Below are 15,651 nucleotides of genomic sequence, written 5' to 3'. Positions count from 1 at the left end.
GGCTCTCCTCCCACACGAAAGGACCATCTCCTCATGACCGCCGCCGTCACCGGCCCGGTGTTCTCCCTGCAGGAAATCCCGTTCAGCTTCCGCGGGTCCTGGTTCGGCTTCTCACCGGTCATCGGCGAGAACACCTACGCCCAGGACGTCCACCTGGTCTCCCACCAGACCGGCATGCACCCGATCCTGCGGCTGGTCCCCACCGCCGGCAGCGTCGTCACCGCCACCCCGCACCGGCTCACCTGGGACTGCGACCCCGGGCGGATCGACCTCGCCTACGAGAGCACCGACACCGTGCGGGTGCGCGGGCGCGGAGCCGGCCTGCGACTGCTGGCCGCCGACCCGGTCCTGACGCCGTTCAGCGGTCCCTACTTCTTCCAGGACCCCCGGGACGGGTCCTCGGTCTTCACCGTCTACCAGACCGGGCGCCGCTACCGCGTCACGCTCCTGGCCGGGCGGATCACCGAACACCTGGGCGCGCAGGAGCTCGGCGCCACCGAGCGGGGTGTCGTGGTCACCGGGGACGGGGACGGGGACGCGTGGGAGATCGCCGTCGAGGAGTTCGAGACCGCCCGCGCCCCGTACACGAGCGAGCACGACTTCGAGCAGGTGGCCGGCGCGGCCCGGCGCGACTACGAGGAGTACCTCGACGCCGTGGCGCCCTGGCGGGACGACCGGACACCCGCCGCCGAACTCGCCGTCTACGTGCTGTGGTCGGCCACTGTACGCGCGGCGGGGTTCGTCACCCGCCCGGCGGTGCTGATGTCCAAGCACTGGATGGACAAGGTGTGGAGCTGGGACCACTGCTTCAACGCGATCGCCCTCGCCGAGGGTCTGCCCGCGCTGGCCTGGGACCAGTTCCGGCTGCCCTTCGACCACCAGGAGGCCGCCGGCGCGCTGCCCGACTCGATCACCCATTCCGAGATCCTGTACAACTTCGTCAAGCCACCCATCCACGGCTGGGTCCTGCGGCATCTCCCGCCGGTGCCGGGAGAGGAACGAGCCGGCGTCTACCGCCTGCTCGAGCGGTGGACCACCTTCTGGCTCACCGCCCGGCGCGTGCCCGGACACGAACTGGCCCACTACCAGCACGGCAACGACAGCGGATGGGACAACGCGACCACATTCGCACCCGAACGCGTCGTCGAGACGGCCGACCTGGCGTCGTTCCTCGTCCTCCAGATGCGTACGCTCGCCCGCCTGGCCACCGAACTCTCCCTGCCCGGCGATGCCGCCCGCTGGTCGCAGGCGGCCGACCGGATGCGCGAGGCGATGCTCGCCCAGCTGTGGCGCGACGACCGGTTCGCCACCCGGAGCGCGAGTTCGCAGGAGACCTGGACCAGCAGCAGCCTGCTCGACCTCATGCCGATCGTGCTGGGCGAGGAGCTGCCCCAGCACGTCCAGACGGCCCTGGCCGCCAGGATCAAGACCCACCTGACCGAATACGGACTCGCCACCGAACTGCCGACCTCACCGCACTACCAGGACGACGGCTACTGGCGCGGCCCGATCTGGGCCCCTTCGACGGTCCTGATCGAGGACGGCCTCCGCCGGGCCGGGCAGACCGTCCTCGCCGACGAGGTCAGCGCCCGGTTCCGCGCCCTGTGCGAGAAATCGGGGTTCGCGGAGAACTTCGACGCCCGCACCGGGGCGGGGCTCCGTGACCGCGCCTACACCTGGACGGCCAGCGCGTACCTCATCCTGGCCGCCGCCCACATACGCCGGGCGTCATGACCCGCGTGCGAGCCGGCCGGACGGACCGGTCGTCCGGCGAGATCGATCGCGCGTGGATCGAGGTGACGCCTAATTGGGTAGCGGTACTATCCAATATTGGATAGTGTCGCTATCGAAAGGTGGGTGAGTTTCATGACCGTGATCGTCCTCGTCCTGGCCAGTGTGGGTTTCCGCCTGCTCGGGACGCTGTCGGGGTCGGCCCGTTTCGCCACCTGGCGAGTGAGCGCCGCGCACGGACTGGCCGTCATGCTGGTGATGACGGCCGGCGCGCACTTCGTGCCGCCAGGTGTGAGCTTCATGCCGAACCACGCCGACATGCTGGCCATGGTTCCGCCGTTCGTCCCGTTCCCGGCATTCGTGGTCTACCTGACCGGCGTGCTGGAACTGGCGGGGGCGGCGGGACTGGTTCTGCCGGGCACCAGGCGTGCGGCCGGTCTGTGCTTGGCGCTGCTGTTCGTGCTCATGCTCCCGGCCAACATCTACGCCGCGCTGGCCGACGTGCCCTTCGCAGGCGGTGCGGCGGAGCCGCTGTGGCGGCGAGTCCCCGAGCAGATCCTCTACATCGGCGTGGCGATCTGGGCCGCAGGTCTCCCCGCACGGCCTGCCGGCCGTATGGCCACCACGTCGGCCGAGGGTCACCCGGCCGCACGGTGAAGAGATCAGACCGGTGTGCCCCCGCTCGGGTGGAGGGGAGGGCGGGAGTCAGAGGTCTTTCCAGGACAGGGCGAGCGTGGTGTGGCGCTTGCGGATGAGCAGCTCGCCGTCGGGCGGGTCACCCCGGTAGGCGTCGATGCGAAGCCCCGAGGTCATGGGCCTGTCCGCCATGTCCCACGCCTGGATGTGGGCGGCCATCTCGCTCGCCAGCCGCATCCTGTCCGGCCCGTGGCCGCGCGCGATCAGGGTCCCGTCCGGTGACGGCTCCAGCAGGCAGAGGTTGTCGCGCTCGACGATGCCGACGGCCATCCTGAAGCCCGTCATGTCGAGCGGGGGCGAGGCCAGCCACCCGGGCCGCGCCTCCGAGATCGTGCACCAGCGGGGCTCGTGCACCGCGAGCCACAGGCTCAGCCCGTCGAGGAGCTGGGAGAGGCTGGCGCTGATCTCGGTGGACAGCTCGACCACGGGCCCGTCGAGCGCCCCCAGCACGTCGCCGATCTCGCTCGCCTCGGGCAGCGAGATCGCCAGGTCGGACTCCCGGTCCAGCACCAGCGTCGTCTCCGGACCGGCGAAGGGGCCGCGCATCCGCATGAACCCGCAGGGCAGCACCGAGCGGCTCGTCCAGTGCCCGTTGTCCCGCTCCATCGCCACCGAGCGCTGCACCCCCCGCAGGTCCAGCGGGGCGACGAGGCGCCCGCCGGGCGCGAGCTGGTCCAGCCACGCCGGGGCGAGATCCCACACGCCGACGGTGGCGATCACCCGGTCGTAGGGCGCCTCCGGTGAGAACCCCTCGGCGCCGTCGCCGCACACCAGCCTCACCTCGGGGTGGCCCGCGGCCGCCAGGTGCCCACCGGCCGCCGCCACCAGGTCGGGGTCGATGTCGACACTCACCACCAGGCCCTCCGGTCCCACCAGATGGGCGAGCAGGGCGGCGTTGTAGCCCGTTCCCGTCCCGATCTCTAGCACCCGCTGTCCCGGCCGCACGCCGAGCTGGTCGAGCATCAGGGCCATGATCGCCGGCTGGGAGGAGGAACTGATCGGGCGGCCCTCCGCGTCGCGCTTGGTCACGATCGCGTCGTCCTGGTAGACGGCCTCCGCCGCGAGTTCCGGCAGGAACACGTGGCGCGGCACCGTCCGCAACGCGTCGACCACGATCTCGCTGATGCCCCGCGCGCGTACCTGCGAGACCAGCTCTTCCCGTAACGCGTGCCACTCAGTCATCGCCGACCTCCGTGCCGTATGCGTAGTGCCCTGAGTTATATGCCCCCGCACATGTGGAACGTCCCCGTGGTACGCCGTCCCCCGGGCGCCCGTGCTGGAATCGGGCGGGAAAGCGCACGGTCCGGGGGCCGTGACGGTACCTCTCATACGGGTGCCGCGCAACGCCCGTCACGTTCCGTGATGTCCGGCCGGCGGGCGTGGCGGCATCCCGGTTCGACCTCTCGGCCCCGGAGGCAAGGAGATCACTCACCGTGCTGCTCCACGGATCGCCCGGTGGCCGGGGCGGCCACCGGCACGGCCGGCCTGCTCGCCTTCACCCGCCAGGTCGTCGTACCCGATCCACGCGGATTCGGGGAGCCCGGCAAGCACCCCGCCGGCACCGCCTCGCCTTCGGGGCCGGCGTTACCAGGCGGCGTTCGGGGAGCCGCCCCTGCCCGGGCGCTCACCGATCCTCTTCGGCAGCGGCGTGGTCGAACCATCGGTGAGATCGATCCGGAAGCTCTGCCGGCGGTGCACGTAGAGGAGGTACCGGCCGGTTCCGTCGAGGCTGAAGGGAAGGCTCAGTGACGCTGTGGGCGGCAGCTTCACCTGGGCGAGGAGCCGCGGTGCCTGCCCGCCGTCGACCGGTACGCGCTCTATGGCGTGACCGGCCGAGTAGACGAGGGCACCTCCGTCGGGGGTGTAGGCCACCGAATGCAAGGGGGGCAGGCCCCTGTGCGGCCTGACGAGGCGCGTGGCGGCCAGCAGGTCGGATCCCGGCCGGTCGAGGTCGAGGACGCCAAGGCCCCAGTTCCCGGCCGCCAGCGCGATCCGACGGCCGTCCGGAGCCCAGGACAGCCCGCTGACCGTGAAGAACGCGCCCGTGCTCCAGTCGCGGCGCCGCCCGGTGGCGAGTTCGACGACGGAGACCCTCACCCCTCCCGAGGCCGCCTTGGCGTAGACGAGCCGTGTCGCGTCCGGGCTCAGGGCGAGGGCGTACCCGGGACCCAGCCGATCGCTCCGCAATCCGGGAACGGGCATCGGATCGCCCGGCTGCCCGTCCTCGGCGAGGGTGACGCGGAAGAACCGGATGGGGGAGTCCGGTCCGGTCCATCCGGAGAGCACGAAGGTGCGGTTGTCGGGTGCCGCGGCCAGCAGTTGCCACGAGGATCGCACTCCCGGCGGCAGCCGGACGGACGCGAGGAGCGCCCCGGTCGCGGCGTCGTGCACGGTGGGCCGTACCGGGGTGAAGGTCGCTGTCTTGGACCTTTCGGGAAATCGTGCGATCGGAACGCCCGCGGCCAGGAAGAACCGCGGCGGACCGGTCGGCGGCAGGGGCGGGGAGGTCGCCGCGGGCAGCGCCAGGGACGTCTCCATCGGCTCCGGCTCCGCCGCCGGTGGGACGGTGGCCGGGTGTGACGGCGGCGTGGTCGTGCCGGGCGGGGACGGGAACGGCGATGACGAGGGGAACGGCGACGGCGGGAACGTGGACGACGGGAGCGGCGACGAGGAGGGAAACGGTGACGCGGCCGCGGGGGACGACGGGCCTTTGGCCGGGTTCCGCTCGGCGGTGCAGGCTCCGGCCAGCCCGAGCGTGAGCAACCCCGCCGCGATGAGGCCCGCGCGTGAGAACATGCGTTGATCATCTGCGGTGTCGGATACGGCGTCAAGGCGGCCGGGGAACAGGCGCCGCCTGCGGGCGACCGGCCCACGTCGCCCGTCGAACGGACCTCCGCGCCGCGCCGGAGCCGGGCCCCGTGCCCGCGCCGGGATGGGGACCCGTGAATCGGCCCGAGCACGGGGGTCCAGGTGGGTGGAGGGCGGAATCGGCCGCCCTCCACCCCCGGCCCTGGGAGCGTGGACCGCTGTCCGGCATTCGGGGGACGGAGCCGGACAGCGATGAATCTATGCGTCCACCAGCACGATGTATGCGTAGAAATGCATGCTTACTGCAGGCAGAACTCGTTGCCCTCGGGATCGGTCATGACCGTCCAGTACTCGCCGTTCTCCTCCACCGTCCGCACCTCGACGGCCCCCAGGGCGGCGAGCCGTCCCACCTCCGCCTCCACGAGCTTGCGGCGCTCCTCCAGCGGCGTGCCGGGCGGACCGCCCACGTTGAGGTCCAGGTGGAGACGGTTCTTGGCGGTCTTGCCCTCGGGCACGCGCTGGAAGTAGAAGCGGGGCCGCCCCTCGTCCGGGTCCACGATGGCGGACCGGTCGGAGCGCTTCTCCTCGGGGATGCCCTGGACCTCCGCCCACTCCTCCCAGCTGCCGAACCCCTCGGGAGGCGGCTGGAGGCGGTAACCGAGGGCCTCCGCCCAGAAGGCGGCGAGCGACCGCGGATCGCCGGCGTCGAAAGTGATCTGAATCTCCATGGAGCCCCTATGCCCACTCGGCGAGGATTCTGGCCTCCTTCTCCGGATCGATGCCGTGCCCGCGGAACGACCGCTCCGCCGCCGGGACGTCGCGGAGCCAGGCCCAGGTGTCGCGTACGGTCTCGGCGACCGGGCGGCAGGTCAGCCCGGCCGCGAGGGCCTTCGCCGACGACGTCAGCCAGACCGCGGCGAACTCGGGACCGTCCGGCGCCCAGACGGGGAACTCCGTCCACGGCCGTACCTCCCGGTCGAGCAGGAACCGGTCGTCGACCCAGACGAACTCGGCGTCGGAGCCGGTCACCGCGCGGCACTCGGCCAGCCAGCCGCCGTAGGTGACGTTGCCCGGCACCCCGCCGGCGAGGAACCGGTCGGCCTTCCCGGCCTCGGTGCGGTCGAGGACGAACGCGGCGAGGTCGCGCACGTCGATGACCTGCATCGCGCGGTCCGGGTCGCCCGGCGCCAGGACCCGCCCGCCCCGGGAGATCCGGTCCAGCCACCAGGGCAGGCGGCCCACGTCCTCGTACGGGCCGAGGATGAGACCCGGCTGGATGATCAGAGCGTCGCCCCCGAAGCCCTCCTCCACCGCCCGCTCGCACCCCGCCTTGAGCACGCCGTACTCGCCGTCCTCCGGCCCCGCGTCCGGCGCGCACTCGTACCGCGGCGAGCTCTCGTCGCACTCCTTCGCGGGGAAGCCGGCGAGCGCCGAGATGCTGGAGATGTACGTGTAGAGGCCCGCCCGGCCGCTGAGCCGGCGCACCGACTCGCCGACCACCCTCGGGATCCTGCCCATGACGTCGATGACGGCGTCCCACTCCCGGCCCTCCACCAGGCGGTCCAGGTCGGCCGGCACCTCACGGTCGCCCCTGACCGCCTCCACGCCCGGCAGGTCCACCCCGCTGCGCCCCCGGTTGAACGTCGTGACCTCGTGCCCGCGCCGCAGCGCCTCTTCCGTGATGGCCCGGCCGACGAAGACCGAGCCGCCGATGATCAGTATTCTCATAGCACCTCATCCTGGGCACCCGGCCGGTGCGGGACCACCGGCTTTCACCCGTGGCGCAAGGCATCCGCTCAGAGCGGACGGCTCGCGGCCGGAGGATGCTCCAGCAGGTGCACCCGGGCGGTGCCGATGTCGAAGTACATGCCGACCAGCTCCAGGTGCCCGGCACGGAACAGCCGGTCCACCTGCGGGTAGGTCCGCAGGTTCTCCAGCTGCTGGATCACGTTGACCCGGCAGAGGCGGTCCAGCGGCCCGTCGTCCTCACCGGCGCTCTCGCCCGAGATGAACCGCGCCAGGGTGTGGTTGCCGTGGCGCATCCAGCGGCCGAACGCGGGCAGGCCCGCCGCCTTCTCACCCCCGCTGAGCAGCGCGGCCATCGCCCCGCAGCCCGAGTGCCCGCAGACCGTGATGGTGCGGACGTTGAGCGAGCCCGTGGCGTACTCGATCGCCGCCGCCACCGAGTCGTCCGCCGGCACCGATCCCAGCCGGGGCACCAGGTTGCCGAGGTTGCGGACGGTGAACAGGTCGCCGGGACCGCTGGCGGTGATCAGGTTCGGCACGATGCGGGAGTCGGCGCAGGTGATGAAGAGGTGCGAGGGCTCCTGCCCGCGGGCCATGTCGTGCAGGAGGGGGCGGACCAGCGGAGCCGTCCGCCGGTGGAACTCCCGCGCCCCGGCCAGCAGGTCGGGCACGGCGGGACTCGCGGGGCCGTCGTCGCGGGGCGCGTGCCGGGCGGCGAGCAGCGGCTGGCGGCTGGTCCGCTGCCCGTTCCGCCGGTGGGACCAGGGCAGCCACCACCGGTCGGGAGCGCGGGGCGGCGTCTTGGCGGGGAACACCCGGGCCCCGCTGGCCGCCATGGAGTACCACTCGTCGTGGATCTCGTCGATGTTCACGGTCCCGCCGGCGCGCTCGTACTCGTTGCGCCAGTCGTGGATGGCCTCGAAGGCCGCGTTGTCCATGAAGTCGATGTTCAGGTCGAGGTCGACCGCGGCCCCCGCGGGGATGGCCCGCAGTTCCGAGGTGAGCGTGGGCACCCCCAGGAAGGTCAGCGAGCCGGCGATCACCACGTGCCAGCGGCCGTCGGGCTCGGCCATGGCCCGCACGGTCACCCGGGTGAGGCGGCGCAACGCGAACAGCGCGGCGAGCCCGAGACCGACCAGCACGCCCTCGGCGAGGCCGAGCAGCACGACCCCGGCCATCGTGACGACGTACACCGGGACCTCGCTGTGGCCGCGCAGGTTGCGCAGATGCCCCATGTTGACCATCTGCACGCCGATGAAGACCAGGAGCGCGGCCAGCGCCTCCATCGGGATCAGCGCGATCATCCACCCCAGCCCGACCGCGAACAGCAGGATCCAGATCCCGTGCATGATCGTGGACCACCGGCTGCGGGCCCCGGCGCGGACGTTGGTGGTGCTGCGGACGATGACCCCGGCCACGGGCAGCCCGCCCAGCGCGCCGGTCACCATGTTGGCCACGCCCTGGCCGGTGAGCTCCCTGTCGAGGTCGGAGCGCCTGCCGTCGTGCAGCTTGTCGACGGCCACCGAGCAGAGCAGCGACTCCACCCCGGCGAGCAGGGCCACCAGCAGCACCGCCCCGATGATCCCGTGCCAGTCGCCCTGGGGCCAGACGGGCCCGGCCCAGGAGTCCAGGCTGGCCGACAGGTCGATCCGGGTGACCTCCCAGTTGAGCGCCCAGGCGGTCACCGAGGCGACGAGCAGGGCCGCCAGCGGCGCCGGGAGGCTCCGCAGCTGCTGCGGCAGGCGGGTCCAGGCGACCAGGACCGCGATGGTCAGCAGGCCGGCGAAGACCGCGTGCGTGTGATTGTGGATGATCTGGTGGGGCAGCTCGATCAGGTTCTCGATCGCGGAGCGCTGCGGGCTTCCGCCGAGCACCACGTGCAACTGGGCGAGGGCGATCACCACGCCCACCCCGGCCAGCATGCCGTGCACCACGGCCGGAGAGACCGCCAGCGCCGCGCGGGCGACCCGGCAGACGCCCAGCAGCAGCTGCAGGACGCCCGCGAGCAGAGTGATCATGCAGGTGGCCCGCCAGCCGTACGTGACCACGAGATCGGCCACCACCAGGGAGAGGCCGGCCGCCGGCCCGCTCACCTGGGCGACGGAACCGCCCAGGAAACCCGCCACGACGCCGCCCACCACACCGGCGATGAGCCCGGCCGCCAGCGGCGCTCCCGAGGCGACCGCGATGCCCAGGGAGAGGGGTACGGCCACCAGGAAGACCACCAGGGAGGCGGGCAGATCATGTCGCAGCACGGGGGCGAGGCCACCCGCTGTCAGAACACCGTCGCTCTTCGTGTCCGTCTCCATGGGGCAGACCTTACGGTGCTGCCCCATGCCATCCGGGCGTTTACCCGAGGCCTTTACGGAGGACGGAAAGAATCAACGGTAGTAGTCGGGGTAGTCGGGCTCCTGGGCCCGGTGGTGGTTGCCCCGCGAGCTTGCCCGGCCTCGTGCGTCGGAGCCGGTGGCCGCGGCCTCGGGGGCCGGCGCCGTGCCGTAGAGCTCGCCGTAGCTCGGCCAGCTCGCCGCGTCACTCCCGTGGGGAGTGCCGGGCTCCGGCCAGGCGGCCGGGCTGGCCGGGCTCGCCTGCCGGGGCTCGTAGCCGTACCCGCCCGGCGATCCGCCCGTCGCCCCGCCCCGCGGGTCGGCCGGACGGTCCGGGGTGGAGGAGAAGGTCCGGGAGGGGCCGGTCGAGGTGGAGACCGCCGGGCTCGGGCCGGTGATCGCGTCGTCCTCGATGGTGGCCCAGCCCGAGCTGACCTCGTACGAGCCGGCGGGCGGAGCGTTGTAGACCGGCGTCTGGTAGGAGGAGTAGGACGGGCCGGGGTCGTCGAGGATGTCGGCGGTGTTCGCCGCCGGCCAGCCCCCCGACGAGGGGTTCGTGGCCTGAGCCCACGGGTTGTCCGCCGGGTTGCCGGTCTTGGGCGGCTGCGCCGGGGTGCGGTAGGAGGAGGCGAGCGGGTCGGGAGCGGCCGCGGCGGGGAAGCCGCCGCTGGTCGTGGGCCCCATGGGGGGCATCGGAGCAGTGCCACCGACACTGCCACCGACACTGCCGCCGGGACGGCCGCCGGTCGGGCCGGGCCGGGCGCCGGGGGCGCCGTTGGCGGCCGCAGGGGAGGCGGCGCCGCTGGGCCGGGATCCCGCGCCGTTCGCCGCGGAGCCCGCGCCGCGGCGGGAGTAGGAGGCGCCGAGCGGGTCGTTCAGCGGGTCGGGCCGGGACGGGCCGCCCTGGGCGGACCGGGGCGAACCGCCGTTGCCCTGGGCGGACTGGGCGGCCGGCTGCGAGGACGCCCTGTTGCCGCCGCGACGGGAGCTCGCCCGGGAGGGGCGGGACTCGCCGAAGGCGCCGGGAGTGGGAGCCGCGAAGGTCACGGTCTTCTGCTCGGCGAGCGAGGCGGCCGTGGGAGCCGGGTTCGGCTGGACCGGGGCCACCAGGTCGGAGAGACCGGAGGGCAACGAGGCGGAGGCGATGGCCGGTTCGGCGGCGGGCCTGGCCGGCGGGGCCGAGGGGCGTTGCGGGGTGCCGCGGGACGGCTGGGGCCTGGTCGGCAGCGGAGCCTGCACGGTCACCGCGTCGGCGTCGACCTTCTGGTCGTCCTGCTCGACGGGACGGCTCGCGCCCATCCGAGCCGCCAAGGACCCTCCGAAACCGCCCTCGTCGGCCTGGAGCCGCGTCCAGTAGTCGTCGTCGTAGTCGTCCACCTGGCCGAACTCGTTCAGCCCGCGCTTGCCCCGCGAGCTCGGCGGCCGCGGCTGGCGTGGCGGCTTCGGCTCGTCGAACGGGGTCAGGTCGGGGGTGAAATGGTTCATCTTCGGTTCTCTGGTGGCGAAGTCGTCGCTGGACATGGTCGGAGTCAGCGCCTCCTTCTCCGCCATCTCCCGCAGACGCTCCGCGGGGAGTGCGCTCTCCCTGCGGTTCATCGACCGCATTCCCAGTGCCACGACGACGAGCACGAGGAGCACGACGGCGACCAGGCTTACTACGACCGCGATCATTGCACCACCCTCAAGGCCATGGCCTTACAGCGGCGCCGGTGAGGTCGCGCGGCCATCGACGCGACCTGCCCCCATGCATCACCTGCGCTTGGACATTGGATCTGATTGTGTCGGACCACTATGAGCGTTGTCACACCCTAAGTGAAGAATCGGTAACCATTACTACCTCCGGTGTTTGACCAGTCACTCGATGTGCGCCGCGGTGAGCCGTCCCCAGGCGATCGTCTTGTCCGCGATGCTCTTCAAGGTCTTGTCGAGGAGGGATCCCTTGCGAAGCTCGACCTTGCCGTTCAGCGCGTAGACAGTGAAACGATAGTTCTCCTGGGTGTCGCACGGAGGGCTATAGCCCACCTTGCCACTCGTCGTGCTCCCTTCGACGGCTCCCACCGGGACGCTACCCTCCGGTAGCTCGTTAGTCCGCGGATCGATGCCGAAAACGACCCAGTTCACCTCGCCGCCGGTCCGGGAGTTGTTGTCCACCACGATCGCGACGGACTCCGTTCCCTCCGGCACGCGAGACCAGCGGAGCGGCGGGTTACCGGCCGAACCCTTGCACGAGTAGTCGGACGGCAGGGGGCCGCCGTCTCTGACCTGAGGGCTGGAGACGGCGATCGGCTCCAGCTGCAACCGTTCCGTCGAGGCCATGCCGTTCGCCATCCCGCAGCCCGAGGACATGACGACGAGCGCCGCGGCCACCGTCACCTTCGAGATGTGCCGCAGGCGGCGCGTAGACGTTTTCGGCTGCCCCATGCCCGATGATGCTACGCGGGTCTGGAAGATGTGCAGACCGGATCGCGAGGTTCTGCTGCGGGGAAAAATCCGGAAATATGGGAAAATCGAGGGACGGAAGGGGTTGGAGTGACTTCCAAAACGAGTTTCGCCCGCCCGCCGGACCGCCGGGTTCCGGAGCCTCAGTCACCGCCCAGTTCCCGGTAGGGCTTCCTGAGCAGATCGACGAGCGGGATGTGCCGCACCTTGACCGCGGGCGGCTCGAGAGCCCGCAGCAGCAGGTCGGCCGGGGCCCCGGTGACGTCGGGCCGGGGCCGCAGGCGGTTCAGGGAGACGGCGGGGGAGTAGAAGTCCCCGATCCGCTCCTCGAAGGTCCGCTCCTCGGAGGTCTGTTCCTCGAAGGTTCGTTTCCCGGAGGCCCGTTCGTCGGAGGTTGGTTCCCCGGAAGCTCGTTTCCCGGAGGTCCGCCCGTCCCGCGGCCTGTCGCCGGATCCGGTGCCGGCCACGTCAGCTCACCGCCCCGGGGCCGAGCCGGAACAGCTCGCGCAGCTGGTCGGTGGACAGGTCGGTGATCCAGTCCTCGCCGGTGCCGACCACGCTCTGGGCGAGCGCCTTCTTGCGTTCGATCATCTCGTCGATCCGTTCCTCCAGCGTGTCAAGGCAGATGAACTTTCTGACCTGGACGTTTCTGGTCTGGCCGATCCGGAAGGCCCGGTCGGTCGCCTGGTCCTCGACGGCGGGGTTCCACCATCGGTCCACGTGGACGACGTGGGTGGCGGCGGTGAGGTTCAGGCCGGTGCCGGCCGCCTTGAGCGACAGCAGGAACAGCATCGGCTCGTCGTCGTTCTGGAAGCGCTCCACCAGCGCGTCGCGCCTGCCCTTGGACAGCCCGCCGTGCAGCCACAGCACCGGCCGGTCCAGGTGGGCGGCCAGGTAGGGCTGCAGCAGCGCGCCGAACGCGGCGTACTGGGTGAAGACCAGGGCCTTGTCGCCCTCCTCGACGATCTCCTCGGCCAGCTCCTCCAGCCGGGCCAGCTTCCCCGACCGGCCCGCCAGGCGCGAGCCGTCCCTCAGCAGCTGGGCCGGGTGGTTGCAGACCTGTTTGAGCTTCGTCATGGTCGCCAGCACGTTGCCACGCCGCTCGATGCCCGTAGAGGCGTCGATCTTCCCCAGCATCTCGCCGGCCACGGCCCTGTACAGCTCCGCCTGCTCCGGGGTGAGCGTGCACCAGACCTTCATCTCCTGCTTGTCCGGCAGGTCGGAGATGATCGAGCGGTCGGTCTTGAGCCGCCGCAGCACGAACGGGCCGGTGGCCCGCTTCAGCGCCGCGGTGGCGTCGGGGTCGCGCCGGGTCTCGATCGGCTCCTGGTAGCGGGTCCTGAACCGTCTGGCCGGGCCGAGCAGGCCGGGGTTGCAGAACTCCATGATCGACCAGAGCTCCGCCAGGTGGTTCTCCACCGGCGTGCCCGTCAGCGCCAGCCGGGTGCGGGCGGGGATGGACCGCACCGCCCTGGACTGCTGCGCCGAGCTGTTCTTGATCGCCTGCGCCTCGTCGCAGACCACCCGCTCCCACCCGAGTCCCGCGAGCGCCCCCAGGTCCCGCAGCGCGGTGCCGTACGTGGTGACGACCAGGTCGGCCTCACGCACGGCGGCGGCCAGCTCCTCGTCGCGCCTGCGCGCGCCGCCGTGGTGGACGTGGACGCGGAGCGACGGGGCGAATCTGGACGCCTCCTTCTGCCAGTTGCCGATCAGCGACATCGGGCAGACCAGCAGCGTCGGGCCGGGCGTACCGGTCTCGCGCTCGGCCAGCAGGAGCGAGAGGGTCGAGATCGTCTTCCCGAGGCCCATGTCGTCGGCCAGGATGCCGCCCAGGCCGAGCCCGGACAGGAAGCTCAGCCAGGACAGGCCGCGCTCCTGGTAGGGGCGAAGGGATCCGCGCAGCGCCCGGGGCGTGGCGACCGGGGTGAGACGGCGGTCGGCCTCGCCGGAGAGAAGGTCGCCCAGCAGGCCGTCCGCGTCGACCGCGATCAGCGGCAGCCTCTCGTCGCCGCCCTCCACTACCTCGCGGATCACCTCGGCGACGGTCCTCTCGCCGCGGCCGCGCTGCTCGATCACCTTCAGGGCGGCCTTGACCTGCTGGTCGTCCAGTTCGACCCACCGGTCCTTGACCCGCACCAGGGGGACGCGGAGCCCGGCGAGATCGGCCAGCTCCTCCGCGCCGATCGTGTGGTCGCCGACGGCGACGTCCAGCCGGACGCTCACCCGCCCGCCGAGGCCGAACCCCTCGCCCTCGCCGTCGCCGGTGAGCGTGCGGGTGGTCAGCTTCAGGCCCAGCCCCTGCCGTCCGGCCCAGGCCGGCAGCCGCACGCCGTATCCCGCCGCCCTGAGCATGGGCGCGCCGTTGCGGAGGAACGAGAACGCCCACGCCGTCTCGACCGTCAGGGCGACCGGCTCGGGGGCGCGCAACGCGACGTAGAGGTCGGGATGAAGGCGTACGGCCCGGCCGAGGTCGGCGCGGATCAGCTCCTCGGGCCGCTCGGGCAGCCACGGCGCCCGCTCACCGGCCCGGATCCGCTCGGCCGACAGGTACCGGACGGGCCCGCTGTCCGGACGCCCCCGCCCGGTCCCGCCGTCCTCGCCGTTCCCTCCGCCTTCGCGTTCCCGGTCTCCCGGGAGCTTTCCGCCGCCTTCGCGTTCCGGGCCTCCCGGGAGCTCTTCGCCGCCTTCGCGTCCCTCGCCGGGGACGGTGTCCAGGTCATCCGCCGGGGCCAGGCCGAACTCGACCCTCCAGGAGTCGCCGTCGCCGGCGGGTTCGATCAGCCGGAAGCAGACCCTGACCGGCCCGCCCAGCTCGTGTGCCGACCTGAGCCAGCCGGTGAGGGCCTCGCCGAGCGCCGTGACCTCGTCCTGTCTCGCACCGGGGAGCGAGGCGTCCTCGCCGGTCAGCGCGTACAGCCAGCGGTCGGGCAGGGCGGTCTTGGGGCCGGGACGGTTGCCGAGGATCAGGCGGCCGGGCAGCGACAGCCGCGCCGCGCCGTCGACCAGGCCGTCCAGAGCCTCGCCCAGCACCTCTCCCGCCGGCCTCTCGCGCACCGCCGCCCTGCACACCGGCGGCATCGCGGCGGCGAGACCGGGCAGTGCGGCCAGGTCGGCGCCGGTCAGCACCGGGCGCCAGCGGGCCGCATGGACGCCGCCCTCGAAGGCGAGCTGGGGCAGGATCCGGCCGCGCCGGACCAGGCCGCGAGCGTGCTCGGCGACCACCGCGAGGTAGCGCAGTGAGAGGGCGGGCTCCCACGCGAGATCCTCGGTCCCGCCCCCGTTCCCGGCGGTGGGACCGGCGGGGACGGGGCCGAGGCCCGACAGCGAGCCGAGCAGGCCGAGCGCGACGGCCGGACGGAACAGCAGGGCGGGGACCCGCCAGGCGGAGATCTTCGGACTCCGGGCCCGGCTCGCCAGGCCGGACTCGGGAGAGGGCAGCGGGCCCGAGGCCGAACCGGGGAGCAGGACGACCAGCTCCCCCTCGACGGCCGTGGCGTTCGCCGGGGTCGCGACGCCCCCGGCGCTCGTGGCACCTGGGACGCGCGCGGCGGAGGGGACGCCCGTGGCGGCAGGGATGCCCGTGGCGACCCCCTGGAGGCCCGTACCGCCCCCGCGGCCCCCGCCCGCACCTCGGGGGAGGGCCCCACCCAAAACTTCGCTTAGCGGCTCATTCACGGCTTCTTTTGATAAATCCCCCAAAACGCCACCGAGAGCGGCGACCAGCGCGGTCGTGGACGCCGCGAAGGGGTGCGGGCGCAGGGCCGCACGGGAGACAGACGTGGGGGTCTGGGCGGTGTCCTCCGCCCAGACCCCCACGAACCCGTCCACCCACACGCCATGGACCACGAGCACGCGACCACCCCTAGTTCTCCGTCGTGCGGCGGGCGTCACCCCCGAGCCCGGC

12 protein-coding genes are annotated in these 15,651 nt (G+C 72.4%); 3 read left to right on the top strand and 9 right to left on the bottom strand.

What is annotated here, in order from left to right:
* Nucleotides 1-33 precede the first annotated feature (33 nt).
* Together AB0F88_RS12510 and AB0F88_RS12505 are read left to right on the top strand one after the other, a co-directional pair.
* Nucleotides 34-1,734: a trehalase family glycosidase gene (locus AB0F88_RS12510; protein WP_362681365.1), complete on the top strand. Its 1,701-nt coding sequence runs from the start codon at nt 34-36 to the stop codon at nt 1,732-1,734.
* Between the two features lie 132 nt (nt 1,735-1,866).
* On the top strand, nt 1,867-2,388 hold the full coding sequence (locus AB0F88_RS12505) for a hypothetical protein (RefSeq protein WP_362681362.1): 522 nt from the start codon (nt 1,867-1,869) through the stop codon (nt 2,386-2,388).
* A 48-nt stretch (nt 2,389-2,436) separates the two neighbouring features.
* Here AB0F88_RS12505 and fxlM read toward each other — a convergent pair whose 3' ends face one another.
* A complete protein-coding gene (gene fxlM, locus AB0F88_RS12500; RefSeq protein ID WP_362681359.1) occupies nt 2,437-3,609 on the bottom strand; it encodes a methyltransferase, FxLD system in 1,173 nt (390 codons plus the stop codon).
* 402 nt (nt 3,610-4,011) lie between these two features.
* Entirely contained in the window at nt 4,012-4,965 is a 954-nt protein-coding gene (locus AB0F88_RS12495) for a hypothetical protein (protein ID WP_362681356.1), read from the bottom strand.
* A 28-nt stretch (nt 4,966-4,993) separates the two neighbouring features.
* Here AB0F88_RS12495 and AB0F88_RS12490 point away from each other — a divergent pair, with 28 nt between their 5' ends.
* Entirely contained in the window at nt 4,994-5,230 is a 237-nt protein-coding gene (locus tag AB0F88_RS12490; RefSeq protein ID WP_362681353.1) for a hypothetical protein, read from the top strand.
* A 304-nt stretch (nt 5,231-5,534) separates the two neighbouring features.
* Here AB0F88_RS12490 and AB0F88_RS12485 read toward each other — a convergent pair whose 3' ends face one another.
* The 7 genes from AB0F88_RS12485 to AB0F88_RS12455 form a co-directional block, all read right to left on the bottom strand.
* Nucleotides 5,535-5,963, bottom strand: a complete 429-nt coding sequence (locus tag AB0F88_RS12485; protein ID WP_362681350.1) for a VOC family protein — start codon at nt 5,961-5,963, stop codon at nt 5,535-5,537.
* Between the two features lie 7 nt (nt 5,964-5,970).
* Complete coding sequence (locus AB0F88_RS12480) at nt 5,971-6,963, bottom strand: NAD-dependent epimerase/dehydratase family protein (RefSeq protein WP_362681347.1); 993 nt, start codon at nt 6,961-6,963, stop codon at nt 5,971-5,973.
* A gap of 68 nt (nt 6,964-7,031) precedes the next feature.
* Nucleotides 7,032-9,290 carry a bifunctional SulP family inorganic anion transporter/carbonic anhydrase gene (locus AB0F88_RS12475; RefSeq protein WP_362681344.1) on the bottom strand — a complete coding sequence of 753 codons (2,259 nt, stop codon included), beginning with the start codon at nt 9,288-9,290 and terminating at the stop codon, nt 7,032-7,034.
* A gap of 72 nt (nt 9,291-9,362) precedes the next feature.
* A complete protein-coding gene (locus AB0F88_RS12470; protein ID WP_362681341.1) occupies nt 9,363-10,979 on the bottom strand; it encodes a hypothetical protein in 1,617 nt (538 codons plus the stop codon).
* Between the two features lie 183 nt (nt 10,980-11,162).
* A complete protein-coding gene (locus AB0F88_RS12465; protein WP_362681338.1) occupies nt 11,163-11,729 on the bottom strand; it encodes a YbhB/YbcL family Raf kinase inhibitor-like protein in 567 nt (188 codons plus the stop codon).
* A gap of 165 nt (nt 11,730-11,894) precedes the next feature.
* A complete protein-coding gene (locus AB0F88_RS12460; RefSeq protein ID WP_362682478.1) occupies nt 11,895-12,200 on the bottom strand; it encodes a pentapeptide repeat-containing protein in 306 nt (101 codons plus the stop codon).
* Nucleotides 12,201-12,215: 15 nt separating this feature from the next.
* The gene (locus AB0F88_RS12455; RefSeq protein ID WP_362681335.1) at nt 12,216-15,599 is read right to left on the bottom strand and encodes a DEAD/DEAH box helicase; all 3,384 of its coding nucleotides are present in this window, start codon (nt 15,597-15,599) and stop codon (nt 12,216-12,218) included.
* Between the last annotated feature and the right edge of the window lie 52 nt (nt 15,600-15,651).

The organism is Streptosporangium sp. NPDC023963 (assembly GCF_040639135.1).
Lineage (GTDB): Bacteria > Actinomycetota > Actinomycetes > Streptosporangiales > Streptosporangiaceae > Streptosporangium.
Note: the sequence above shows the minus strand (reverse complement) of the source record. Positions and strands in the feature narration are given on the sequence as shown.

Excerpts from the sequence above, each read along its gene's own strand:
- AB0F88_RS12510 (WP_362681365.1), top strand. The coding sequence starts at position 34 with ATGACCGCCGCCGTCACCGGCCCGGTGTTCTCCCTGCAGGAAATCCCG.
- AB0F88_RS12505 (WP_362681362.1), top strand. The coding sequence starts at position 1,867 with ATGACCGTGATCGTCCTCGTCCTGGCCAGTGTGGGTTTCCGCCTGCTC.
- fxlM (WP_362681359.1), bottom strand. The coding sequence starts at position 3,609 with ATGACTGAGTGGCACGCGTTACGGGAAGAGCTGGTCTCGCAGGTACGC.
- AB0F88_RS12495 (WP_362681356.1), bottom strand. The coding sequence starts at position 4,965 with ATGGAGACGTCCCTGGCGCTGCCCGCGGCGACCTCCCCGCCCCTGCCG.
- AB0F88_RS12485 (WP_362681350.1), bottom strand. The coding sequence starts at position 5,963 with ATGGAGATTCAGATCACTTTCGACGCCGGCGATCCGCGGTCGCTCGCC.
- AB0F88_RS12480 (WP_362681347.1), bottom strand. The coding sequence starts at position 6,963 with ATGAGAATACTGATCATCGGCGGCTCGGTCTTCGTCGGCCGGGCCATC.
- AB0F88_RS12475 (WP_362681344.1), bottom strand. The coding sequence starts at position 9,290 with ATGGAGACGGACACGAAGAGCGACGGTGTTCTGACAGCGGGTGGCCTC.
- AB0F88_RS12470 (WP_362681341.1), bottom strand. The coding sequence starts at position 10,979 with ATGATCGCGGTCGTAGTAAGCCTGGTCGCCGTCGTGCTCCTCGTGCTC.
- AB0F88_RS12465 (WP_362681338.1), bottom strand. The coding sequence starts at position 11,729 with ATGGGGCAGCCGAAAACGTCTACGCGCCGCCTGCGGCACATCTCGAAG.